Origin of the sequence: Terrabacter sp. RAF57, from assembly GCF_052113925.1 — a bacterium.
Lineage (GTDB): Bacteria > Actinomycetota > Actinomycetes > Actinomycetales > Dermatophilaceae > Terrabacter.
The window spans coordinates 91064-112617 of sequence record NZ_JBFRDT010000010.1 but is presented as its reverse complement, the minus strand read 5'-3'; the positions used below and the strand labels follow the sequence as shown (position 1 = coordinate 112617).

The 21554-nt window shown below is 72.5% G+C and carries 23 protein-coding genes; 19 read left to right on the top strand and 4 right to left on the bottom strand.

What is annotated here, in order from left to right; translation table 11 throughout:
- Positions 1-7 precede the first annotated feature (7 nt).
- Positions 8-2371 carry a [protein-PII] uridylyltransferase gene (locus AB4Y83_RS13160; protein ID WP_056770079.1) on the top strand — a complete coding sequence of 788 codons (2364 nt, stop codon included), beginning with the start codon at positions 8-10 and terminating at the stop codon, positions 2369-2371.
- Between the two features lie 85 nt (positions 2372-2456).
- Here AB4Y83_RS13160 and AB4Y83_RS13155 read toward each other — a convergent pair whose 3' ends face one another.
- On the bottom strand, positions 2457-2888 hold the full coding sequence (locus AB4Y83_RS13155; RefSeq protein ID WP_442274848.1) for an NUDIX hydrolase: 432 nt from the start codon (positions 2886-2888) through the stop codon (positions 2457-2459).
- 88 nt (positions 2889-2976) lie between these two features.
- Between AB4Y83_RS13155 and ffh the strand changes: the two genes are divergently transcribed.
- The 8 genes from ffh (at position 2977) to trmD (ending at position 10635) form a co-directional block, all read left to right on the top strand.
- Positions 2977-4608, top strand: a complete 1632-nt coding sequence (gene ffh / locus AB4Y83_RS13150; protein ID WP_442274847.1) for a signal recognition particle protein — start codon at positions 2977-2979, stop codon at positions 4606-4608.
- A 315-nt stretch (positions 4609-4923) separates the two neighbouring features.
- Complete coding sequence (locus AB4Y83_RS13145; RefSeq protein WP_442297145.1) at positions 4924-5775, top strand: alpha/beta fold hydrolase; 852 nt, start codon at positions 4924-4926, stop codon at positions 5773-5775.
- A 10-nt stretch (positions 5776-5785) separates the two neighbouring features.
- Positions 5786-6874, top strand: a complete 1089-nt coding sequence (locus tag AB4Y83_RS13140) for an amidohydrolase family protein (protein ID WP_442297144.1) — start codon at positions 5786-5788, stop codon at positions 6872-6874.
- Entirely contained in the window at positions 6864-7811 is a 948-nt protein-coding gene (locus AB4Y83_RS13135; RefSeq protein ID WP_442297143.1) for a GNAT family N-acetyltransferase, read from the top strand. The genes AB4Y83_RS13140 and AB4Y83_RS13135 overlap by 11 nt, the downstream gene beginning before the upstream one ends.
- Before the next feature lie 214 nt (positions 7812-8025).
- Positions 8026-8511 (top strand): 30S ribosomal protein S16, encoded by a 486-nt coding sequence (gene rpsP, locus AB4Y83_RS13130; protein WP_442274843.1) that lies wholly within the window; start codon positions 8026-8028, stop codon positions 8509-8511.
- 2 nt (positions 8512-8513) lie between these two features.
- The gene (locus AB4Y83_RS13125; RefSeq protein ID WP_020142764.1) at positions 8514-8756 is read left to right on the top strand and encodes an RNA-binding protein; all 243 of its coding nucleotides are present in this window, start codon (positions 8514-8516) and stop codon (positions 8754-8756) included.
- Positions 8757-8881: 125 nt separating this feature from the next.
- Positions 8882-9409 carry a ribosome maturation factor RimM gene (gene rimM / locus AB4Y83_RS13120; RefSeq protein ID WP_056770063.1) on the top strand — a complete coding sequence of 176 codons (528 nt, stop codon included), beginning with the start codon at positions 8882-8884 and terminating at the stop codon, positions 9407-9409.
- Between the two features lie 35 nt (positions 9410-9444).
- Positions 9445-10635, top strand: a complete 1191-nt coding sequence (gene trmD / locus AB4Y83_RS13115; protein ID WP_442274842.1) for a tRNA (guanosine(37)-N1)-methyltransferase TrmD — start codon at positions 9445-9447, stop codon at positions 10633-10635.
- Between the two features lie 51 nt (positions 10636-10686).
- Here the strand turns inward: trmD and AB4Y83_RS13110 are convergent, their stop codons facing one another.
- Positions 10687-11445, bottom strand: a complete 759-nt coding sequence (locus AB4Y83_RS13110) for an ABC transporter permease (protein WP_442274841.1) — start codon at positions 11443-11445, stop codon at positions 10687-10689.
- 229 nt (positions 11446-11674) lie between these two features.
- Between AB4Y83_RS13110 and rplS the strand changes: the two genes are divergently transcribed.
- From rplS to AB4Y83_RS13060, 10 genes are all read left to right on the top strand, one after another.
- Positions 11675-12049, top strand: coding sequence for a 50S ribosomal protein L19 (gene rplS / locus AB4Y83_RS13105; RefSeq protein ID WP_442274840.1), 375 nt, complete (start codon positions 11675-11677; stop codon positions 12047-12049).
- Positions 12050-12091: 42 nt separating this feature from the next.
- On the top strand, positions 12092-12874 hold the full coding sequence (gene lepB / locus AB4Y83_RS13100) for a signal peptidase I (RefSeq protein ID WP_442274839.1): 783 nt from the start codon (positions 12092-12094) through the stop codon (positions 12872-12874).
- Complete coding sequence (lepB, locus tag AB4Y83_RS13095) at positions 12874-13770, top strand: signal peptidase I (RefSeq protein WP_442274838.1); 897 nt, start codon at positions 12874-12876, stop codon at positions 13768-13770. The genes lepB (AB4Y83_RS13100) and lepB (AB4Y83_RS13095) overlap by 1 nt, the downstream gene beginning before the upstream one ends.
- A gap of 17 nt (positions 13771-13787) precedes the next feature.
- Positions 13788-14558 carry a ribonuclease HII gene (locus AB4Y83_RS13090; protein ID WP_442274837.1) on the top strand — a complete coding sequence of 257 codons (771 nt, stop codon included), beginning with the start codon at positions 13788-13790 and terminating at the stop codon, positions 14556-14558.
- On the top strand, positions 14555-14875 hold the full coding sequence (locus AB4Y83_RS13085; protein ID WP_028785386.1) for a DUF2469 domain-containing protein: 321 nt from the start codon (positions 14555-14557) through the stop codon (positions 14873-14875). Before AB4Y83_RS13090 ends, AB4Y83_RS13085 begins: the two co-directional genes overlap by 4 nt.
- A gap of 102 nt (positions 14876-14977) precedes the next feature.
- Complete coding sequence (locus AB4Y83_RS13080; RefSeq protein ID WP_442274836.1) at positions 14978-15343, top strand: YraN family protein; 366 nt, start codon at positions 14978-14980, stop codon at positions 15341-15343.
- The gene (locus AB4Y83_RS13075; protein WP_442297142.1) at positions 15343-16905 is read left to right on the top strand and encodes a YifB family Mg chelatase-like AAA ATPase; all 1563 of its coding nucleotides are present in this window, start codon (positions 15343-15345) and stop codon (positions 16903-16905) included. Before AB4Y83_RS13080 ends, AB4Y83_RS13075 begins: the two co-directional genes overlap by 1 nt.
- 63 nt (positions 16906-16968) lie before the next feature.
- Positions 16969-17733, top strand: coding sequence for a DNA-processing protein DprA (dprA, locus tag AB4Y83_RS13070; protein ID WP_442297141.1), 765 nt, complete (start codon positions 16969-16971; stop codon positions 17731-17733).
- Positions 17730-18074, top strand: coding sequence for a hypothetical protein (locus tag AB4Y83_RS13065; RefSeq protein ID WP_442297140.1), 345 nt, complete (start codon positions 17730-17732; stop codon positions 18072-18074). The genes dprA and AB4Y83_RS13065 overlap by 4 nt, the downstream gene beginning before the upstream one ends.
- Positions 18075-18514: 440 nt before the next feature.
- Positions 18515-19444, top strand: a complete 930-nt coding sequence (locus tag AB4Y83_RS13060; RefSeq protein WP_442297164.1) for a tyrosine recombinase XerC — start codon at positions 18515-18517, stop codon at positions 19442-19444.
- A 17-nt stretch (positions 19445-19461) separates the two neighbouring features.
- On the opposite strand, the gene AB4Y83_RS13055 is transcribed toward AB4Y83_RS13060, so the two are convergent.
- Complete coding sequence (locus tag AB4Y83_RS13055; protein ID WP_442297139.1) at positions 19462-20007, bottom strand: murein hydrolase activator EnvC family protein; 546 nt, start codon at positions 20005-20007, stop codon at positions 19462-19464.
- A gap of 253 nt (positions 20008-20260) precedes the next feature.
- Positions 20261-21430 (bottom strand): pyridoxal phosphate-dependent aminotransferase, encoded by a 1170-nt coding sequence (locus AB4Y83_RS13050; RefSeq protein WP_442297138.1) that lies wholly within the window; start codon positions 21428-21430, stop codon positions 20261-20263.
- Positions 21431-21554 lie beyond the last annotated feature (124 nt).

Here is a 21554-nt window from a genome sequence, read left to right as displayed (position 1 = left end):
ACCTGACATGACGGATGTGACCTCACGACGTCTGGACCTCGCCGGCACCCGAACCTTCGCGACGCCCGGCGCGGGCCAGACCCGCCGCCGGGCGCTCGCGGAGTTCGGGTTCGGGTGGCTCCAGGAGCTCTGGCGCGAGGCGTGCGCGGGGCGTCGGCACGAAGGTGTCGCCCTCGCAGCGGTCGGCTCGCTCGCCCGCGGCGACGGCGGACCGCTCAGCGACTACGACCTGGTCCTCGTCCACCACCCACGAGGCTTGTCGGGCAAGGAGGTCGGCGCCTTCGCCGACAAGCTCTGGTACCCGATCTGGGACGCCGGGGTGCGGCTCGACCACAGTGTCCGCACCGTGGCCGACTGCCGGGCCGTCGCGTCCGACGACCTCTCCGCGGCGGTCGGGCTGCTCGACCTCACCCACGTGGCCGGGGACGCCGACGTCGTCAACGCGGCCCGGTCCACGGTGGCGCACGACTGGCGGGCCAACGCCCGCACCCGGCTCGGTGAGATGCAGGAGTCGGTGATCCAGCGCCACGCCCGCCAGGGCGACCTCGCCCACCTCATCGAGCCGGACCTCAAGGAGGCCCACGGCGGCCTCCGCGACATGTCGGTGCTGCGGGCCCTCACGGCCGCCTGGCTGACCGATCGACCGCACGGCGAGGTCGACGAGGCCTACGAGCGCATCCTCGACGTGCGTGACGCCATCCACGTCGTCACGGGGCGCGGGAGGGACCGGCTGACCCGCGACGACCAGGACGCGTGCGCCGCGCTGCTCGGCTACACCGACGCCGACGACCTCCTCACCGACCTCTCGACGTCCGCACGCACCATCGCGTATGCCGTCGACGGCACCCTGCGCCGCGCCATGCAGTCCCAGCGCGCCCGCACCCTGCGGGTCGGCCCCCGCCGTCCGCAGCTGGCGCCCCTCGGCTACGGCCTCTACCGGCACGACGGCGAGGCCGTCCTCGGGCCGTCCGCCGACCTGTCGTCCGACCCGATCACCCCGCTGCGCGCCGCCGTCGTGGCTGCACGCGGCGGCATACCCCTCTCGCCGACGACGCTGAAGAACCTCGCCGCCACCGCTCCGGTCCTGCCGGAGCCCTGGCCCGAGGTCGCCCGCAACCTCTTCGCCGACCTGCTCGCGTCGGGCCCCGGGCTCGTCACCGTGTGGGAGGGCCTCGACCTCGCGGGCGTCGTCGAGCGGTGGATCCCGGAGTGGAAGGCCGTGCGCAGCCGCCCGCAGCGCAACGCCGTGCACCGGCACACGGTCGACCGCCACCTCATCGAGACCGTCGTGGCGGCGAGCGGCATGGTCCGCGACGTCGCCCGGCCCGACCTGCTCATGCTCGCCGCGGTGCTCCACGACATCGGCAAGGTGCCGGGGTCGCAGGACCACAGCGTCACCGGCGCCGAGCTCGCCGACACGGTGCTGCAGCGGATGGGCGTCACCGACGCCGATCGCCGGACCATCGTGCGGCTCGTGCGCGAGCACCTCACCCTCGTCGACCTCGCCACCCGCCGCGACCCCGAGGACCCGGCCACCATCGCCGCCCTCTCGGAGGCCGTCGACGGGTCGGCCATGACCCTCGACCTCCTGCGCGCCCTCACCGAGGCGGACGCGTCGGCCGCCGGCCCCAAGGCCTGGAGCGACTGGCGCGCCGGACTCGTCCAGCGCCTCTACCAGGCCTGCCGCACCGCCCTGACCACCCAGACCCAAGGAGAGGGGCCTCTCGTCGTGGAACCGATCGAGACCCTGCCGCTCGGGGGCGACGCGCTCGACCGCATCGCGTCCGGAGAGCCCTACGTCACCGTGTCGTCCCTCGGTGGCGCCCACCGCATCGACATCATCGACCGCGACCGTGCCGGCCTCTTCGCCGACACGGCCGGGCTGCTCGCCGCGCACGGCTTCGTCGTGCGCTCGGCCATCGTCCGCACGATCGACGGCCTCGCCGTCAACGAGTGGTGGGTCGACTCACCGGGCAGCGAGACCCCGCTGCCCGAGGTCATCTCGCGCGACCTCGTCCGCGTCGCGAAGGGGGACCGATCACCGCTCGGCAAGCTCCAGCGGCGCAAGTCGAGCGGGGTGCGCAGCCCCGGCTCGGGCTCCGTCGACTCGACGCGCGCCATGGTCATCAGCAGCGCGTCCGACAGCGCGACCGTGGTCGAGGTCCGCGCGACCGACCGTCCCGGACTGCTCCAGGACATCGGGATCACGCTCGCCCGGGCGTCGCTGTCGGTGCGCTCCGCACACATCGCGACGTATGCCGGCCAGACGCTCGACACGTTCTACGTGACCGAGTTCGGCGGGGGCCAGCTCGCGCCCGCCCGGGCCGCCCAGGCCGTCGCGATGATCATCGACACCTGCGACGCCGACTGACCCCTCGGGTCAACCAACCGGAACGCCGGCGTCTCCGGCGGCCGACGGAGCGTGGCCGCGGGCGAGCGTCCTGTTGGTTGACCCGTCAGTCGAGCAGGCCGGCGTCGTGGAGGTGGACGAGGACGAGCCGGTCGACAGCCGACACCCGGTCGCCGTCGCCGGCCGTCAGCCAGGCGATCTCGTCGATCTCCCGAGACGGCACGAGCGCGCCGGTGTGCGTCGCCGTGTAGCAGGTGAGGCGCACGACGAGCCCGTCCGTGCGGGCGTCGGCGAGCGCCTCGAACGTGCCGACGTGGGCCGCGGTCGCCGGGTCGACGGACACCGCGAGCTCCTCGTCGAGCTCGCGGACCAGCGTCTCGAGGTCGCTCTCGCCCGGCTCTCGCTTGCCACCCGGCAGGTAGAAGCGGTCCCGGCCGGCGTTGCGGGCCGTGAGGAGCCGGCGCTCCTCGAGGTGGATCCATGCGATCTTGTCGATGAACGGCGGGGTCGTGGACGGCAGGGCACTGGGGTCACTCACCTGCGCGACCCTACGCGGCGGCCTACGCCGTCGCCCCCAGGGAGGCCACCGAGTCGGAAGTGGTCGGCGGAGCGGATAACCTTGCCGGGTGTTTGCATCCCTGTCTGACCGCCTGACCGCGACGTTCAAGAACCTCCGCGGCAAGGGCCGACTCACGGAGTCCGACGTCAACGCGACGATCCGCGACATCCGCCTCGCCCTGCTCGACGCCGACGTCGCCCTGCCCGTCGTCAAGCGGTTCACCGGGTCGGTGCGCGAGCGCGCCCTCGGTGCCGAGGTCAGCCAGGCGCTCAACCCGGCCCAGCAGGTCGTCAAGATCGTGCAGGAGGAGCTTGTCGCCATCCTCGGCGGGCAGACGCGCACGATCCGCTTCGCCAAGCAGCCGCCGACGGTCATCATGCTCGCCGGCCTCCAGGGCTCGGGCAAGACGACCTTCGCCGGCAAGCTCGGCAAGTGGCTCAAGGACCAGGGCCACACGCCCCTCCTCGTCGCCGCCGACCTCCAGCGGCCCAACGCCGTGACCCAGCTCGAGGTCGTCGGCGAGCGCGCCGGTGTCCCCGTCTTCGCGCCCGAGCGCGGCAACATGGGCGGACACGACGCCGTCCTCGACTCCGGCGAGGGCACCCAGTCGTTCGGCGACCCGGTCACCGTGTCGCGGATGGGCATCGAGCAGGCCCGCGCCAAGCAGTACGACGTCGTCATCGTCGACACCGCCGGCCGTCTCGCGGTCGACGCCAACCTCATGCAGCAGGCGTCCGACATCCGCGCGGCGATCTCGCCCGACGAGGTCCTCTTCGTCATCGACGCGATGATCGGCCAGGCCGCCGTCGAGACGGCCCAGGCCTTCCACGAGGGCGTCGCCTTCACCGGTGTCGTCCTGTCCAAGCTCGACGGCGACGCCCGTGGTGGCGCCGCCCTGTCGGTCGCCGAGATCACCGGCGAGCCGATCATGTTCGCCTCGACCGGTGAGAAGGTCACCGACGTCGAGGTCTTCCACCCCGACCGCATGGCGAGCCGCATCCTCGACATGGGTGACGTGCTGACGCTCATCGAGCAGGCCGAGCGCGCGTTCGACAAGCGCGAGGCCGACGAGATGGCCCGCAAGTTCCTCGCCGAGGAGGACTTCACCTTCGAGGACTTCCTCTCGCAGATGAACGCCATCAAGAAGATGGGCTCGCTCAAGTCGATGCTCAAGATGATGCCGGGCATGCAGGGGATGCGTGACCAGCTCGACGCCTTCGACGACCGCGAGTTCGACCGCGTCGAGGCGATGGTCCGCTCGATGACGCCCTTCGAGCGCACCCACCCCAAGCAGATCAACGGGTCGCGCCGCGCCCGCATCGCCAAGGGCTCCGGCGTCACCGTCACCGAGGTCAACCAGCTCCTCGAGCGCTTCGGCCAGGCTCAGAAGATGATGAAGTCGATGGCCCGCGGCGGCGGGGGCGGCCTGCCGGGCATGCCCGGCATCCCCGGCACGGGCAAGCGCGGCAAGCAGCAGCAGCCGCAGCGCAAGAAGAGCAAGAGCGGCAACCCCGCCAAGCGCGCCGCCGAGGAGCGGGCCGCCGCGGAGAAGGCCGCCTCCGGGCGCGCCGCGTCGGCGGCCGGCGCCTTCGGAGCCCCCGCCGCCAACGGTGCGGACGGCGCCGACGAGGACCCGCTGGCCGGCTTCGACCCGTCGAACCTGCCCAAGGGCTTCGAGAAGTTCCTCGGCGGTCGCTGACCGGTCACGAACGGCCCGACGAGGCCGCGGGTGACCGCGGGCGTCGGCCGGCTGGCCGACCCCGCAAGATTCTGGACTGGCCGAGGGATCCGACGACGCCCGCGCGGCGTCGGAGGCGCGTCCTGACGAGTCGTCACGACGACCCCATGGCCGAGCTCGTGACGCAGCGTGACTTCCACCCGGCCTCGATCGTGGCCGCGGCCGTGCAGCTCGCCGTGTCGCTCGTCGTCGTCGCCTCGATCGCCTGAGCGGTCCCCGGCCGGAGCGCGACCCGACGCCCGTGACGGTGCCAGCCGGGCGGCATACGCTCGATGCGTGGTCACCACCGACGGACGCTCGCGGGTGCGGCTGCCCGACGGGCGGCGTCTCGACGTGTGGCTCGGAGGTGACCCGCAGGGCACCCCGCTCGTCTTCTTCCACGGCACCCCGGGCGGCCGGCTGCAGGCCGCGCTCGGCGACGGCGCGGCCTCCCGCGCCGGCGTCCGGCTGGTGGCGTTCTCCCGTCCGGGCTACGGCGGTTCCACGGATGGACCCACGTCGCTGACCTCCGTCGGGACGGACGCCGGCTCGGTCGCGGACGCGCTCGGGATCGACGCCTTCGCCGTGCTCGGCGTCTCCGGGGGAGGGCCGTATGCCGTCGCGGCCGCAGCCGTCCTGCCCGAGCGCGTGCGCGTGGTCGGCATCGTCGCCGGGGTCGGGCCGCTGCTCGAGCTCGACCCGTCCGCGGCGGCCGACCCCGCGGTCCGCGCGGCGCTCGCCGGGAACCTCGACGAGGCGGTGGCGCTCCAGGACGGCGCGATGACCGACGGCGGGCGGGGGAGCGGACCGGGTGCTCGGGCGAAGGTCCGGGTGGGCGGCTTCGTCTCGCCCGAGATCCTCGAGCCGTGGACCGGCAGCGGTCGCCCCGGCGTGCCGTCCTACCGCGGGGTGTCGCGGGACGCGCTCGCCTTCACGGTCGGCTGGGACGTCGACCTCGGAGACGTCCGCGCCCCGGTCCACCTCTGGTACGGCGACCGTGACCGGACGGTCGGGCTCGAGCACGGGCAGTGGCTGCACGCCCACCTGCCGACGTCGCGGCTCGTCGTCCGGGAGGGCGCCGGACACCTCGCGACGCTCCTGGCGCACTGGGCGGACGTCCTCACGGATCTGGCGCGCGACGGAGGTTAGGGTCGGTGCCATGAGTGCACCGGTGCTCCACGTCCGCGGTCGGGTGCTCGTCGGTCCCGACGACGTCGTCGACGAGCTGTGGGTCATCGGAGGGCGTGTCTCGTTCACGCCGCCGAGCGACGGAAGCGACGTGCAGACGCTCGAGGGCTGGGTGCTGCCGGGTCTCGTCGACGCCCACTGCCACGTCGGTCTGGGACCGCACGGTGGCGTGCCGCGCGAGGAGGCCGAGCAGCAGGCGATCACCGACCGTGACCGCGGCACGCTGCTCATCCGCGACGCGGGGCAGCCCGGCGACACGCACTGGGTCGACGAGCGCGACGACCTGCCCAAGATCATCCGCGCCGGCCGCCACATCGCCCGGACCCGGCGCTACATCCGCAACTACGCCCACGAGGTCGAGGAGGACGAGCTCGTCCGGCACGTCCGGCTCGAGGCGCACCGTGGCGACGGGTGGGTCAAGCTCGTCGGCGACTGGATCGACCGCGACGTCGGCGACCTCGCGCCGAGCTGGTCGCGGCAGGCCGTCGCCGACGCCATCGCGGCTGCGCACGAGGAGGGGGTCCGGGTCACGGCGCACTGCTTCGGCGAGGAGTCCCTGCGCGACCTCGCCGCCGCCGGCATCGACTGCATCGAGCACGCGACCGGCCTGCGCGAGGACTCCATCGACACCTTCGCCGCCCAGGGCATCGCCATCGTGCCGACCCTCGTCAACATCGCGCAGTTCCCCGACCTCGCCGAGCCGGCGAAGGAGAAGTTCCCCGACTACCACCGCCACATGCTCGACCTGCACGAGCGGCGCTTCGCCACGGTCGGCGCGGCGCACGAGGCCGGCGTGCCGATCTACGTCGGCACCGACGCCGGCGGCAGCCTCCCGCACGGTCTCGTCGCGCAGGAGATGGTCGAGCTGACCAAGGCCGGCCTGACGAACGCCGAGGTCGTCGCGGCCGCGACGTGGGGCGCGCGCGAGTGGCTCGGACGCCCCGGCATCGTCGAGGGAGAGGACGCCGACCTCGTCGTCTACGCCGCCGACCCGATCGCCGACGTCACCGTCGTCGGCGACCCGCGAGGTGTCGTGCTGCGAGGTCGCGTTGTCGCCTGAGCACCTGCCCGGGCCCGCCGCCGACGAGGCGCCGCTCACCGCCGTGGGCGAGCGGGTCGAGGTGCGTCCCCCGTCGACGGCCGACATCGAGTCGTATGCCGCAGCCGTGACCCTCTCGGAGCGGCGCCTCGCGGACTTCGCCATGCCCAACCCGCACAACCTGCCGGTCGTCCTCGACAACCAGTCGCCGACCTACCGCACCTTCATGGTGCACGCGCTCGACCCGGAGGGCTCGCACGGCCTCGTCGGGCGCATCAACGTCGCGAACGTCGTCGAGGGAGCCTTCCGCAGCGCGACCGTCGGCTACGACTCCTACGACCCGTATGCCGGCCGCGGACTCTTCGTCGAAGGGCTGCGCCTCACGCTCGACCTCGTCTTCGCCGACCAGCCGCACGGGATGGGCCTGCACCGCGTCGAGGCGAACATCCAGCCGGCCAACCACCGCTCCGCCGGGCTCGTGCGCTCGCTCGGCTTCGTCCACGAGGGCTTCTCGCGCGACTTCCTGCACCTGCCCGGCATCGACGGCCGCCGGGACTGGCGCGACCACGACCGTTTCACCCTGCTGTCCACCGACTGGCCGGCCGTGCCCTACCGGTCGCACGGCCACCGCCGCATCGCCTGCGTCGTGAACGGTTCGGGGTCCACGGCCTTCGGCGCCTACGGCGGCACGAGCCTGGCCTCGGCCCTGGCAGCCGAGCTCGGCATCCCGCTCTACACCGCGTCCATCGTCGAGCGCCCGGCCACGCTCTTCGAGCTGCTCCGCGTCTCACCCGTCGGCGGTGTCGTCGAGTGCCGGCTCGGCGGGCCGGAGCTGCGGATGGGCCTGGCCCGCGCGGGCTTCGAGCCCTCCGGGGTGCCGGTCCTCGAGGGCGCCACCGACGTGTCCCGGCGTGAGGTCGTGCGCCACGCCCTCGCGGTCCGCGCCGCCCACGCCTGAGGGCGCGGACGGCATACGCCATCGGGGTGGACGGGTCGCGCGCTGCTCTCTGCGGGGTGCGTGTCCGGAGCACCCCTTCGGGTCTGGCAGAATGGAGGGCTGTACCCGTCCGGCCGCTTCCGGCTGGACCGGACGCCTACACACCGAGCGTCGGCACCCCGGCTGAACCCAGCCGGTCTCGCCGCGCTCACTACTGGTTGAGGAGACCGCCACCATGGCAGTCAAGATCCGTCTGAAGCGCATGGGCAAGATCCGTGCACCGTTCTACCGCGTCGTCGTCATGGACTCGCGCACCAAGCGCGACGGCCGTGCCATCGAGGAGATCGGCAAGTACCACCCCACCGAGCAGCCGTCGCTCATCGACATCGACATCGAGCGCGCGCACTACTGGCTCGGCCAGGGCGCGCAGCCGACCGAGGCCGTCGCGGCGCTCATCAAGATCGTCGACGAGGGCAAGCTCCAGACCAAGGAGCCGAAGACCCCGAAGAAGGACCTCTACGAGGCTGCGATCGCCGCTGCCGGCGGCAAGACCGACGCCGGCACCGACGGCCCGACGCCGCGCAAGAAGGCCGCCAAGAAGGCCGAGCCCAAGGCTGAGGCCAAGGCCGACGAGGCCAAGGCCGACGAGCCCAAGGCCGACGAGGCGACCGAGGCTCCGGCCGAGGCTGCCGGCGACGACGCCGCGAAGGCCGAGGCCTGAGCATGCTCGAGGAGGCGCTCGAGCACCTCGTCAAGGGCATCGTCGACCACGACGAGGACGTCGTCGTGGTCCGCAAGGAGCTGCGCCGCGGTGAGCTGCTCGAGGTCCGGGTCCACCCCGACGACCTCGGCCGCGTCATCGGCCGCTCCGGCCGCACGGCGAGCGCGCTGCGCACCGTCGTCGGCGCCCTCGCGGGCAACAACAACGTGCGCGTCGACATCGTCGACACCGACCGCGTGCGCTGAGCGCCGACTCCGACAGAGTCACCGAGAGGGGCGTCCCGGACCACCGGGGCGCCCCTCTCGCGTCCCCGCGCCCGACCTTCGCGCACCGGTCTCCGACCGCCCCCAAACCTGAGAGGATTCGGCCCATGAACGTCGTCCTCGCCCGCATCGGCAAGCCCCACGGTCTGCGTGGAGAGGTGACCGTCCAGCTGCACACGGACGACCCCGAGACCCGCTTCGCGGTCGGCACCGTCATCGAGACCGAGGCCGAACCGGGGTCCGGAGTGCCCACCACGCTGACCATCGCGTCGACGCGCGTGCACCGCGGCATCTGGCTCATCACCTTCGAGGAGATCCCCGACCGTGTCGGCGCCGAGAGCCTGCGCGGGACCCGCCTCGTCCTGCCGGAGTCCAACCCTCAGGTCGAGGACGACGCCTTCTACGAGGAGGACCTCGTCGGGCTCGAGGCCCGCGACCCGAGCGGCGAGAAGGTCGGCACCGTGAGCGGCCTCGAGATCGGTCCCGCCCAGGATCGGCTCGTCCTCACCCTGACCGACGGCGTCACGGCCTACGTCCCGTTCGTCAAGCGCATCGTGCCCGTCGTCGCCGAGGACCACGTCGTCGTCGACCCGCCGCCCGGCCTCTTCGACCTCTATCGCGAGGGCACCGAGTGACCGTGCTCGACCCGCGTCCGCCCAGGCGTCCGGCCATGCGCGTCGACGTCGTCTCGATCTTCCCCGACTACCTCGCCCCGCTCGACCTGTCGCTCATCGGCAAGGCGCGCGAGGACGGCCTCCTCGACGTCCGCGTCCACGACCTGCGCGACTTCACGCACGACCGGCACCGCACCGTCGACGACACCCCGTACGGCGGGGGAGCCGGCATGGTCATGAAGGCCCAGCCGTGGTCCGAGGCGCTCGACCACGTTCTCGCACAGGACAACCCGTCGCAGGCGAAGCCCCGGCTGATCGTCCCCGGGCCCGGCGGCCAGCCGTTCACGCAGGCGCTCGCGCGCGAGCTCGCCGACGAGCCGTGGCTCGCGTTCGCGTGCGGACGCTACGAGGGTATCGACGAGCGCGTCTACGACCACGCCCGCGAGGACCTCGGGCTCGAGGTGTCGGTCGTGAGCCTGGGGGACTACGTCCTCAACGGCGGCGAGGTGGCCGTCCTCGCCATGGTCGAGGCCGTCGGCCGGCTCGTGCCCGGCGTCATCGGCAACGCCGAGTCGCTCGTCGAGGAGTCGCACGAGGACGGCCTGCTCGAGTACCCCATCTACACCAAGCCCGCCTCGTGGAGCGGCCGCGACGTCCCGCCGGTCCTCCTCTCGGGCAACCACGGCGCCATCGCGGCCTGGCGGCACGAGCAGCGGCTCGCACGCACCGCGGAGCGGCGGCCCGACCTGCTCCACGCCTCGCACGCCGCCCCCGACGGCGGTGACGTCGTCATCAGTGCTGCGGCGCCGGGCGACGTGCCCGAGCTCGCCGTGCTCATGCGCGCGTGCTGGGTCCAGGAGGCCGTCGCCAACGACACGCTCGACATCCCGGCCCTGCACGAGAGCCTCGACGACGTCCGGGCGAGCCTCGACACGACGCAGACGTGGGTGGCACGCAGCGGCGGCCGCCTCGTCGGAGCCGTCCGCACGAGCGCGGGCGCGTCCGACGACGACTGGTTCGTCGGGCGCCTCTGCGTCGCCCCGGACCTCCAGGGTCGTGGGCTCGGCCGACGCCTCCTCGAGCACGCCGAGTCGACGGCGCCGGACGGCATACGCACGTTGACGCTGCACACGGGCGCGCGGAGCACCGACAACCTGCGGATGTACAAGAAGGCCGGCTACCGCCTCGTCGACGCGGTCGCGCCGATCCCGGGCGCGGTCACCCTCGTCAAGCGCCGCCGTCGCTGACGGTGGGGGCGTGCCTCAGGACTGGGCCTGCCTCAGGACGGGGGGCCTGCCTCAGGAGACGAGGGCCATGCCGAGGTCGGCGGGCAGCAGGAGGCGCCGGCGGATCAGCGCCGCCTGCACGCCGGCCGTGATCGACTGCGTTGCCATGATGGCGAAGAGGACGAGCACCTGTGCCGTGGCCGCCTGCACGGCGCTGCCGCCACCGAGCATGACGCCGATGAAGGCGCCGGGCAGCGTGACGATGCCGGAGGTGCGCACCTGGTCCAGGCTCGGCAGGATGCCCTCGGGCACCCGTCGGGCGATGATCTCGTCGATGGCCTGGCTCGACGTGAGTCCCAGGGACAACGACGCCTCGTACTGCCCGTGCTCCTCGCGCAGCGCCGCGAAGGTGCGCCTCCCGACGAGCGTGTGCACCGTCATCGTGTTGCCGATGACGATGCCGGCGACCGGGATCACGGCGATCCCCGTCAGCGGGACCGCGCCGGTGGCGAGCACGATGGCGACGACGGGGACGACGCCACAGGCCATCGCGGCCGCGGCCCACGGCCACGTGCGTGGCGCACCGACCCGTTTGGACGTCGTCGCCACCGCCGTCGCGAACATGGCGCCCACGGCGAGGAACGACAGCCCCAGCGACCCGACCACCGCCGTGATGACGAGCGCCACGAGGGAGAGCTGGACGACAGCCCGGGCTCCGGCGATCGCCGACTGGCGTCCCAGACCCACGCCGCTCAGCCGGTTGGCGAGCAGCGTCACGACGAGCAGGACGGCGAGACAGAGGTACACGGGCCAGCCGGGGGAGACGTCCACGGGCCCACGCTAGGGCACCGAGGGCCGGCGTCCACCGCCGCCGATTTCTGGTATGCCGTGTGCTCTGGCAGACTTGCTCCTTGTGTCCGGCACACGACGGCCCCTGCCACAGGGGGAGTCGGGTCACCACCAGCTCGACCAGATCCACCGGTGACTCGACGCGGCCCGACGGACGCGACCCACACCTTTGTGACGAGGTGGCCTGTGGCACCCAGGAAAGCGAAGCATCATGCACACGTTTGACGACATCAACGCGGCATCGCTGCGCTCGGACGTTCCCGACTTCCGCGCCGGCGACACCCTCAAGGTCCACGTCAAGGTCATCGAGGGCACGCGCTCGCGTGTCCAGGTGTTCCAGGGCATCGTCATCCGTCGCCACGGCGGCGGCATCGGCGAGACCTTCACGGTCCGCAAGATCTCCTTCGGTGTCGGCGTCGAGCGCACCTTCCCGGTGCACACCCCGGTCATCGACAAGATCGAGGTCATGACCCGCGGTGACGTCCGTCGCGCGAAGCTGTACTACCTGCGCGGTCTGCGCGGCAAGGCTGCCAAGATCCGCGAGAAGCGCGACAGCATCCCGGCCAAGGCCGGCGCCAAGAGCTGACGACCTGCTGACGCAGACGTCCGTCCAGTAACGCGAGGCGCGGTGGACCCCGAGCGGGCCGTTCCGGAACGATCCGGTACGTCCCAGCAGGCGGGGTCCGCCGCGCCTTCGTCGCGTCCGGGGGACGTCGCGACGTCGACGTCAGGGCGCGGCGGTGGCCGGGCCACCCACGCGGCGTATGCCGCCGCGCGACGTCACCGGTGGCTGCTCGGACCCGCTCTGCTCCTCCTCGCGATCGTCGTCGTCCGGGCCCTCCTCGTGACGCCCTTCGGCATCCCGAGCGAGTCGATGCAGGACACGCTCCTCATCGGCGACCGGATCCTCGTCAGCCGCACCACCGCGCCGGCCGACCTCCAGCGCGGCGACATCATCGTCTTCGACGCCTCCCAGGCGTTCAACCTGCGGGTGCCCGAGCGCGGTATCGTGCAGACCCTCGTCGAGGCCGTCGAGAGCCTGGCCGGCAAGGGCCAGCCCACCGACTACGTCAAACGGATCATCGGTCTGCCGGGCGACCGCGTCAGGTGCTGTTCGGCCGACGGACGGCTCGAGGTCAACGGCGTCGCCGTCAGCGAGCCCTACGTCGCTCCGGGCCAGAAACCGAGCGCCCTGACCTTCGACGTGACGGTGCCCGCCGACCGGTTCTGGGTCATGGGCGACAACCGCGGCTCGTCCGCGGACTCCCGTGCGCACCTCGGAGATCCGGGGGGCGGCATGGTGCCGGGGGACGACATCATCGGCAAGGTTTGGGTGCGATACTGGCCGCTCGGTCGGCTCGGATCGGTCGACCAAGGACAAATTGCCTCCGTCCCACGAAATGGTGAGTGATGTCGCAGTACACCGGACGCCCCGAAGACCCGACGCGCGGGCGCAGTGCTGACGACATCGACGGTGACCTCGACGACGACGACCTCGACGACGACTACGACGACGAGCCCCGCGGTTTCGGCGCGACCCTTTTCGCCGGCGTCAAGGAGCTCGTCATCGTCGTCGTCCTCGCGATGGCGCTCTCCTTCGTCGTCAAGACGTGGCTCTTCCAGGCCTTCTACATCCCGTCCGGGTCGATGGAGAACACCCTCGTCAAGGACGACCGCGTCATCGTCAGCAAGCTGACACCCGGACCGCTCGACCTCAAGCGCGGCGACGTCGTCGTCTTCGAGGACCCAGGCGTGCCCACCCCGTGGCTCGGCGACCTCGGTGAGCAGCACAGCACCGTCGGTGGCCCCTTCCACGACGCCCTCGTCTTCGTCGGCCTGCTGCCCGAGGACTCCGAGAACCACCTCATCAAGCGCGTCATCGGCCTGCCGGGCGACCACGTCCAGGCCGACGGCGACACGGGCAAGCTCAAGGTCAACGGCGTCGAGATCACCGAGCCCTACGTCAAGCCCGGCGACTACCCGAGTGAGGGCAAGAAGTTCGACATCACGGTCCCCGCCGGGCGCGTCTGGGTCATGGGCGACCACCGGAGCGACTCCTCCGACAGCCGCTGGCACGACGACGGCACCGGGGCCACCGGCTCCGTGCCGATGGACAAGATCGTCGGTCGCGCCCTCTTCGTCGTCTGGCCGATCGACCACGTGACGTGGCTCGGCGTCCCCGAGCGCACCTTCTCGCAGGTCCCGACGCCCACGACGCCGTCGACGACCCCGACGAAGAAGGCCACGGTCAACCCCAGCCAGAGCGGCAAGCCGAGCGCCACGACGACGAAGGCCGCGGCGGGCTGATCCGCTCGAGCTACGCCATGGCACGCCCCGCTCCCTCCAAGAAACCGTCGCTGCGCGTCGAGCGCGCCCTGCAGCGATCCGGTCACCGACTCCTCGCCGGCATGGACGAGGTGGGCCGCGGCGCGCTCGCCGGGCCGGTCAGCGTCGGCATCGTCGTCATCGACGAGACGGTGCGCTCGGCGCCCATCGGCGTCAAGGACTCCAAGCTCCTGACCGAGCGTGCTCGAACGGTGCTCGTGCCGCGCATCCAGCGCTGGGCCGTGGCCCACGCCGTCGGGCACGCGAGCCCTGACGAGATCGACGAGATCGGCATCATGGGTGCTTTGCGCCTGGCCGGGATGCGGGCCCTGGCGGGCCTCGGCGTCGTGCCGGACCTCGTCATCCTCGACGGCAACCACGACTGGCTGACGGCGCCGACCGAGGTGGGGCTCTTCGCCTTCGCCGACGACTCCGCACCGACCACGCCGCCGGTGACGACGATGATCAAGGCCGACATGAAGTGTTCCTCGGTCGCGGCCGCGAGCGTGCTGGCCAAGGTCGAGCGCGACGACATGATGGTGGCCCTCTCGGCCGACCACCCGGCATACGGCTGGTCGCTCAACAAGGGCTACTCCGCGCCCGAGCACATGGACGCGCTGGCGCGTCTGGGGCCCTGCGAGCTGCACCGGCGCTCGTGGCGCCTGCCCGGCGTGTACGTGGGCGGGCCGGTCGAGGTGTTGAATGAGGGGACGGAGTCGTTCGCTCCGGCGCCCATCACGGCAGAGCAGACAGGGACGGCGATCAGGTGAGTTCGGAAGATCTCGAGAAGTACGAGACCGAGATGGAGCTCCAGCTCTACAAGGAGTACCGCGACGTCGTCGGCCTCTTCACCCACGTCGTCGAGACCGAGCGCCGCTTCTACCTCGCCAACTCGGTCGACGTGAAGGTGCGCTCCGACGGTGGAGAGGTCTTCTTCGACGTCACGATGGCCGACGCGTGGGTCTGGGACATCTACCGGCCGGCGCGGTTCGTCAAGAACGTGCGCGTCGTGACGTTCAAGGACGTCAACGTCGAGGAGCTGCCCAAGCCCGACATCAAGCTCCCGGAGAACGGCGACTTCAGCTGAGCCGTCGGGCTTCGTCCACACCCCCTCGCCGATCGTGTATGCCGTCCACAGCCTGGCGCTGACGGGTGTCCTCGCCGGGTGGGCGCCGGGAGGGTGGTCGTCATGGACCTCTCCACCCGTGCCCTCGGCGACTACGGCGAACGACTCGCGTGCCGCTACCTGCTCGCTGAGGGCCTGACGGTCATCGACCGCAACTGGCGCTGCGCGCGCGGCGAGATCGACGTCGTCGCCGTCGACGGCCGCGAGCTCGTCGTCTGCGAGGTCAAGACCCGCACGAGCGAGGCTTTCGGCGCGCCGTTCGAGGCCGTGACGTGGCGCAAGCAGCGTCGGCTGCGGCGGCTGGCCGGGCTCTGGCGCGACGACCACGACGAGCTCGCGCGGGGACTTGCCCTGCGCATCGACGTCATCTCGATCCTGCGGCCGCGCTCGGGACGGGCCAGCCTCCAGCACCTGCGCGGGGTGTGCTGATGGGCACCGGCCTCGGCCGCACGCGGTCGGTCGGGCTGCGTGGGGTGCACGGGTTCGTCGTCGACGTCGAGGCGCACGTGACGCCCGGCCTGCCCGGCTTCGCGATCAGCGGGCTCGGGGACTCGGCGGTCAAGCAGTCGTCCGACCGGATCAGGGCCGCCGCCGCCCGCATCGACGACATGCCGGTCAGCCAACGTCGCGTCACCGTCAACCTCTCGCCCGCGGGGGAGCGCAAGATCGGCACCGGCTTCGACCTGGCCATCTTCGTCGCGGTCGCCGCCGCGATGCGGCTGGTGCCACCCACGGTGGTGCGCGACCTCGTGCACATCGGAGAGGTGGGTCTCGACGGCACGGTGCGACCCGTCCCCGGCGTGCTGCCCCTGGTCCGGGCGGCCGCGATGACCGGGGTGCGTCATGTCGTCGTCCCCGTCGGCAACGCCGGCGAGGCCCGTCTCGTCTCGGGCGTCCGCGTCCACCCCGTGGCCGACGTGACCGAGCTCGTCCGGCGCTATGACGCGCTGGGCAAGGGCCGTGGCGTCGACGAGGTCCCGGTGCCGCTCGTCGTGCCGCCGCCTCCCGAGGCGGTGCGCGACCTCAGCGACGTCGTCGGGCAGGCCGACGCCAAGCTGGCGCTCGAGATCGCGGCGGCCGGCGGTCACCACCTGCTGCTCGCCGGTCCACCCGGTGCGGGCAAGACGATGCTCGCCGAACGGCTGCCGGGACTGCTGCCGGCCCTCGACGAGGCCGAGGCGATGGAGGTCACGGCGATCCACTCCGTCCTGGGTGCCCTCGGCGCCGGTGAGGACGTGCGACTCATCTCGAGACCCCCGTTCGTCGCGCCGCACCACGGCGCGTCACAGGCCGCGGTCATCGGTGGCGGCAGCGGACACATCCGGCCCGGCGCCATCACCCAGGCCCACCGAGGAGTCCTCTTCCTCGACGAGACCCCCGAGTTCGACAAGGGGGTCCTGCAGTCGCTGCGCACGCCGCTCGAGCGCGGGTCCGTCTCCATCGCCCGCGCGCACGAGACCGTGACGTTCCCGTCGCGCTTCCAGCTCGTCCTCGCCGCCAACCCGTGTCCGTGCGGCAACGGGTGGGGCAAGGGTCTCGACTGCACGTGCACGCCGCTCATGCGCCGCTCCTACTTCGGCAAGCTGAGCGGGCCGCTCCTCGACCGGGTCGACCTGCAGGTCCATGTCCAGCCTCCGGGCCTGTCGATGGCGGGGGCACCCGCGGGTGAGTCGACGACGTCGGTGGCCGCACGGGTGGCCGGGGCGCGTGAGGCACAGAGTGAGCGCTGGCGCGAGGTGCTCGAGCGTCGTCGCGGGGTCAACGCCGACGTCCCGGGCTCGGTCCTGCGCGGTCGGCCGTGGCGGCTCCCGACCTCGGCCACGACGACCCTCGACTGCGCCCTCGAGAGCGGCTCGCTCAGCCTCCGCGGCTACGACCGCACCTTGCGCTGCGCCTGGACCATCGCCGACGTCATGGGTCTCCAACGCCCCGGGCGCGAGGAGGTCGACCTCGCACTGTCACTGCGCCACCGGGCCGGGGTGGCCGCATGAACGTGCAAGGCCGGCGCCGTTGGGCGCCTCACGGTCGCGTGGTCTCGACGGCGGGGGTGCGCCGTGGACGCTGAGCGGTTCGCCCGAGCGGCGCTGTCGCGTCTCGCGGAGCCGTGCGACCAGGAGGTGCCCGGTCTCGTCGAAGAGCTCGGGGCCGTCGGGACGTTCGAGCGCATCCGCGCCGGCCGGGGCACCTTGACCCGGTTCCGCGCCCGGCTGGCCACCCTCGACACCGAGCGCGACCTCGACATCGCGGCGAAGGTCGGCGCGCGGGTCGTCGTGCCCGGCGACGACGAGTGGCCGGAGCGGCTCGCGCAGATCCCCGTACCGCCCTACTGCCTCTGGGTCCGCGGACCACTCGACCTTGCCGAGACGGTGGAGCGCTCCGTCGCGATCGTCGGCTCCCGGACCGCCACCGGCTACGGCGAGCAGGTCGCTGCTGACCTCGCGGCCGGCGTCGCGCGGAGGGGATGGAGCGTCGTGTCCGGCGCCGCGTTCGGCATCGACGGCAGTGCCCACCGCGGTGCCCTGGCCGTCGACGGAGCGACCATCGCCGTCCTTGCCGGAGGGGTCGAGCGGCCCTACCCCTCGGCGCATGCCACCCTCATCTCACGGATCGCCCGCGACGGACTCGTCGTGTCGGAGGTGGCCCCCGGCTCGGCCCCGATGAAGTCACGGTTCCTCGCCCGCAACCGGCTCATCGCCGGGATGACGCGCGGCACGATCGTCGTCGAGGCCGACCTGCGCTCCGGCTCGCGGAACACCGTCAAGCACGCGATCGAGGCCGGCCGCCACGTCGGCGCCGTGCCGGTCCGACGACGTCGATGACGTCGGCCGGTTGTCACCAGGAGATCCGCGACGGCCGGGCGGTCCTCGTCACGAGTGCCGACGAGGTCATCGACCTCGTGGGCGACCTCGGCGACGACGCGTGCGAGCCGGTCCGCGGGCCGGTCCGCCCGGAGGACGACCTGCCACCTCTCGATGCCTCGGTCCTCGAGGTCGTGCCCTTCCGTTCCGGCCTGACCCTCGACGCCGTCGTCCGCCAGGTCGCCCTCGCGCCGCTCACGGTCCGCGCGGCGCTCGGACGCCTCGAGCGGCAGGGCCTCGTGACCGAGTCGGCCGGCACCTGGCGCAAACGCCCCCAGCCCCGCCCAGCCAAGCCCGACTGAGCGCCAAGTCCCACTCGAGTGAGCGCGCAGTCCCACTCGAGTGGCCGCTCCGCCAGGCGGTCCCGAGGCGGTCAGTGGCGGGTGGGGTCACGCGGCCACTCGAGTGAGCGCTCCGTCCCACTCGAGTGAGCGCGCAATCCCACTCGAGTGAACGCTCCGCCACACGGGTCCCGAGGCGGTCAGTGACGGGTGGGGTCAGGCGGCCACTCGAGTGAGCGCTCCGTCCCACTCGAGTGAGCGCCCGGTCCCACTCGAGTGGCCGCTCCGCCACACGGGTCCCGAGGCGGTCAGTGACGGGTCGGGTCACGCGGCCACTCGAGTGAACGCCCGGTCTCACTCGAGGAGGGCGCGCCTCGGACTCGAGCCCGGGACGTCGCTCCCGACGCGGTGCGGTACTTGCCTAACCACCGGCGCTTTGCGATGGTGCGGGAGTGACGGATGTGGTCAAGGCGGTGCCGGACGTGCTCGAGCAGCACGCCGAGCTGCTCCACGCATACGCCCGTCACCTCGGCGCCGAGCGGGGTCGCTCGGTCCACACGCGGCGTGCCTACCTCGGCGACGTCCGGCACCTGATGACGTTCGCGGCGACGCGCGGGATCGACGAGATCGGTGACCTGCGCATCGGGGACCTGCGAGCGTGGCTGGGGGTCCAGGCCGACGCCGGCGCTGCCCGAGCGACGATCGCGCGCCGCGCTGCGTCCGCGCGCACCTTCCTCCGGTGGGCCGAACACACCGGTCGCATCCCCACCGACCCGTCCCTGCGCCTCGTCGCACCCAAGCGGCACGCCACGCTCCCCGCCGTCCTTCGTCAGGGCGAGGCCAGCGAGATGCTCGACCTCGCCGCCACCCGAGCCGACGACGAGGATCCGATCCACGTGCGCGACCGCGCGGTGCTCGAGCTGTTGTACGCCAGCGGCATCCGCGTGGGGGAGCTCGCAGCGCTCGACATCGACGACCTCGACCTGGCACAGGGCGTCGTGCGGGTCATGGGCAAGGGCGCCAAGGAGCGGATCGTGCCGTTCGGTGCCCCGGCAGCGCGTGCCATAGAGGCGTGGCTGGCGGTCAGGTCCAGGCTCGTCGGTGAGCACTCCGGACCTGCGCTCTTCCTCGGACGCCGGGGCCGGCGCGTCGACGCACGGCAGGTCCGATCCGCCGTGCACGAACTGCTCTCGCACCTGCCCGATGCGCCGAACCTCGGTCCGCACGGCCTGCGTCACAGCGCCGCCACCCACCTGCTGGAGGGCGGCGCGGACCTCCGGATGGTCCAGGAGATCCTCGGCCACGCGAGCCTCGCGACGACGCAGATCTACACACACGTCTCCGTCGACCGGCTCCGCCGCAGCTACGAGCAGGCCCATCCTCGAGCGTGACCGGGGGCCGGTGGCTCCTAGGTGAGCGGGAGCAGGACGACCGGCGCCCGGCCCACGAACGACAGCGGGTCGAGGTAGGTCTCGCCCCGGAGGACGCCCCAGTGCAGACAGGTGCCAGGGGCGCAGTGACCCGGGGTTCCCGTCAGGACGCCGACGGTGTCACCGCGGCCCACCGCGGTGCCGACGGGTGCGACCGCGGCGACCGGCTCGAAGGTGCTCCTCAGGCCGCTGTCGTGCGCGACGACGACGACGGCACGTCCGGCGATGACGCCGCTCCAGGAGACGCGCCCCGCGGCCGGAGCCCGGACGGGCTGACCCACCGTGGCGGCGAGGTCGACGCCGCGGTGGCCGGGCAGCCACGGCTGGTCGGGCGGGTCGAAGCGCCGCACCACCTCGGGCTCGGGGTCGAACGGCCACCCCCACCGAGCAGCCGAGGGGCTCGACGCGACCTGAGTGGCCGGCCGGGCACCCGCCATGCCCACGGGGGCGAACGGCGCCGCACTCGCCCCGGCCACAGACGCAACGGCAAGCACGGCGCTGAGCAGTGCTGACCCGATGGACATCCCGTCATGCTCGTCCCGCAACCGCAGTCGTGCGACGTGTCCTCGTCTGCCTGTGGATGACCAGCCCATTCGCCCGGTGGCTGTGGAAAGGCCGTCACGTGAGGGTCAGGTGTGACGGCGGGGCCACTCGAGTGGAGTAGGACCGGCCGCTGACTCCACTGGGTCAGGTGTGACGGCGGGGCCACTCGAGTGTGATTGCGCGCTCACTCGTGTGGGACGGGGCGCTCACTCGACTGGGCGGGCGTTGGGGCGGTCAGGCGGTTCGGGTGCCGGCGGCGGCGAGGCGGCGGCTGGCCTCGAGCAGCACCTCGTCCTTCTTGCAGAAGGCGAACCGCACCAACGTGCGCGCCGCCTCCTGGTCGTCGTGGAAGACGGACACCGGCACCCCGACGACCCCGGCGAGGTCCGGCAGTCGGCGGGCGAACTCCAGCCCGTCGACGGCACCGAGCGGAGCGGCGTCGGCGATGACGAAGTACGTGCCCGACGGGCGGGCGACCTGCAGGCCCGACGCCTCGAGCGCCGAGCACAGCAGGTCGCGCTTGGCCTGGAGCGAGTCCCGCAGGCCGGCATACACCTCGTCGCCGAGCCCGAGGGCGAGGGCGACGGCCGGCTGGAACGGTCCGGACGCGACGTAGGTGAGGAACTGCTTGACGGTGCGCGCCGCCGCGACCGCCTCGGCGGGACCCGAGAGCCAGCCGACCTTCCAGCCGGTGGCCGAGAACGTCTTGCCGCCCGAGCTGATCGTGATGGTGCGGTCGGCCATGCCCGGCAGGGTCGCCATCGGCACGTGCTCGGCGTCGTCGAAGACGAGGTGCTCGTAGACCTCGTCGGTGACGACCCAGGCGTCGTGCTCGCGCGCGAGCGACGCGATGAGATCGAGCTCGGCCCGCGTGAAGACCTTGCCGGTCGGGTTGTGCGGCGTGTTGAGCAGCACGAGACGGGTCCGGGGGGAGAAGGCTGCCCGCAGCGACACCTCATCGACCGCGAAGTCGGGGAAGCGGAGCACCGACGTGCGACGGGTCGCTCCCGCGAGAGCGATCGTGGCGGCATACGAGTCGTAGTAGGGCTCGAAGGTGACGACCTCGTCGCCCGGCTCGCAGAGGGCGAGGACGACCGACGCGATCGCCTCGGTCGCACCGGCGGTGACGAGCACCTGCGACGCGGGGTCGAGCGAGATCCCGTAGAAGCGCTGCTGGTGCGCGGCGACGGCCTCGAGGAGCTCCGGGACCCCCGGCCCCGGCGGGTACTGGTTGCGGCCGCCGTCGATCGCAGCCTTCGCCGCCTCGAGCATCTCGCGGGGCCCGTCCGTGTCGGGGAAGCCCTGCCCGAGGTTGATGGCGCCGGTCCGGGTCGCGAGCGCCGACATCTCGGCGAAGATCGTCGTCCCGAAGGGCTGCATGCGCGAGATCAGCGGCGAGCTCATGGCTCCGAGCGTAGCCACGACCGACCCGAGGACGGGGGAGAGCCCCCGCCGGGGCACCGGGCGGGGGCTCTGCGCCCTGCGGCGGCTGTGGAGGGGTCCTTTGCCGCGGACGTGAGTGGAGATC

Excerpts from the sequence above, each read along its gene's own strand:
- AB4Y83_RS13080 (WP_442274836.1), top strand. The coding sequence starts at position 14,978 with ATGGACCTCTCCACCCGTGCCCTCGGCGACTACGGCGAACGACTCGCG.
- lepB (WP_442274838.1), top strand. The coding sequence starts at position 12,874 with ATGTCGCAGTACACCGGACGCCCCGAAGACCCGACGCGCGGGCGCAGT.
- rpsP (WP_442274843.1), top strand. The coding sequence starts at position 8,026 with ATGGCAGTCAAGATCCGTCTGAAGCGCATGGGCAAGATCCGTGCACCG.
- AB4Y83_RS13065 (WP_442297140.1), top strand. The coding sequence starts at position 17,730 with ATGACGTCGGCCGGTTGTCACCAGGAGATCCGCGACGGCCGGGCGGTC.
- AB4Y83_RS13050 (WP_442297138.1), bottom strand. The coding sequence starts at position 21,430 with ATGAGCTCGCCGCTGATCTCGCGCATGCAGCCCTTCGGGACGACGATC.
- AB4Y83_RS13160 (WP_056770079.1), top strand. The coding sequence starts at position 8 with ATGACGGATGTGACCTCACGACGTCTGGACCTCGCCGGCACCCGAACC.
- AB4Y83_RS13075 (WP_442297142.1), top strand. The coding sequence starts at position 15,343 with ATGGGCACCGGCCTCGGCCGCACGCGGTCGGTCGGGCTGCGTGGGGTG.
- AB4Y83_RS13090 (WP_442274837.1), top strand. The coding sequence starts at position 13,788 with ATGGCACGCCCCGCTCCCTCCAAGAAACCGTCGCTGCGCGTCGAGCGC.
- AB4Y83_RS13125 (WP_020142764.1), top strand. The coding sequence starts at position 8,514 with ATGCTCGAGGAGGCGCTCGAGCACCTCGTCAAGGGCATCGTCGACCAC.
- AB4Y83_RS13140 (WP_442297144.1), top strand. The coding sequence starts at position 5,786 with ATGAGTGCACCGGTGCTCCACGTCCGCGGTCGGGTGCTCGTCGGTCCC.
- trmD (WP_442274842.1), top strand. The coding sequence starts at position 9,445 with ATGCGCGTCGACGTCGTCTCGATCTTCCCCGACTACCTCGCCCCGCTC.
- rimM (WP_056770063.1), top strand. The coding sequence starts at position 8,882 with ATGAACGTCGTCCTCGCCCGCATCGGCAAGCCCCACGGTCTGCGTGGA.
- AB4Y83_RS13055 (WP_442297139.1), bottom strand. The coding sequence starts at position 20,007 with ATGTCCATCGGGTCAGCACTGCTCAGCGCCGTGCTTGCCGTTGCGTCT.
- rplS (WP_442274840.1), top strand. The coding sequence starts at position 11,675 with ATGCACACGTTTGACGACATCAACGCGGCATCGCTGCGCTCGGACGTT.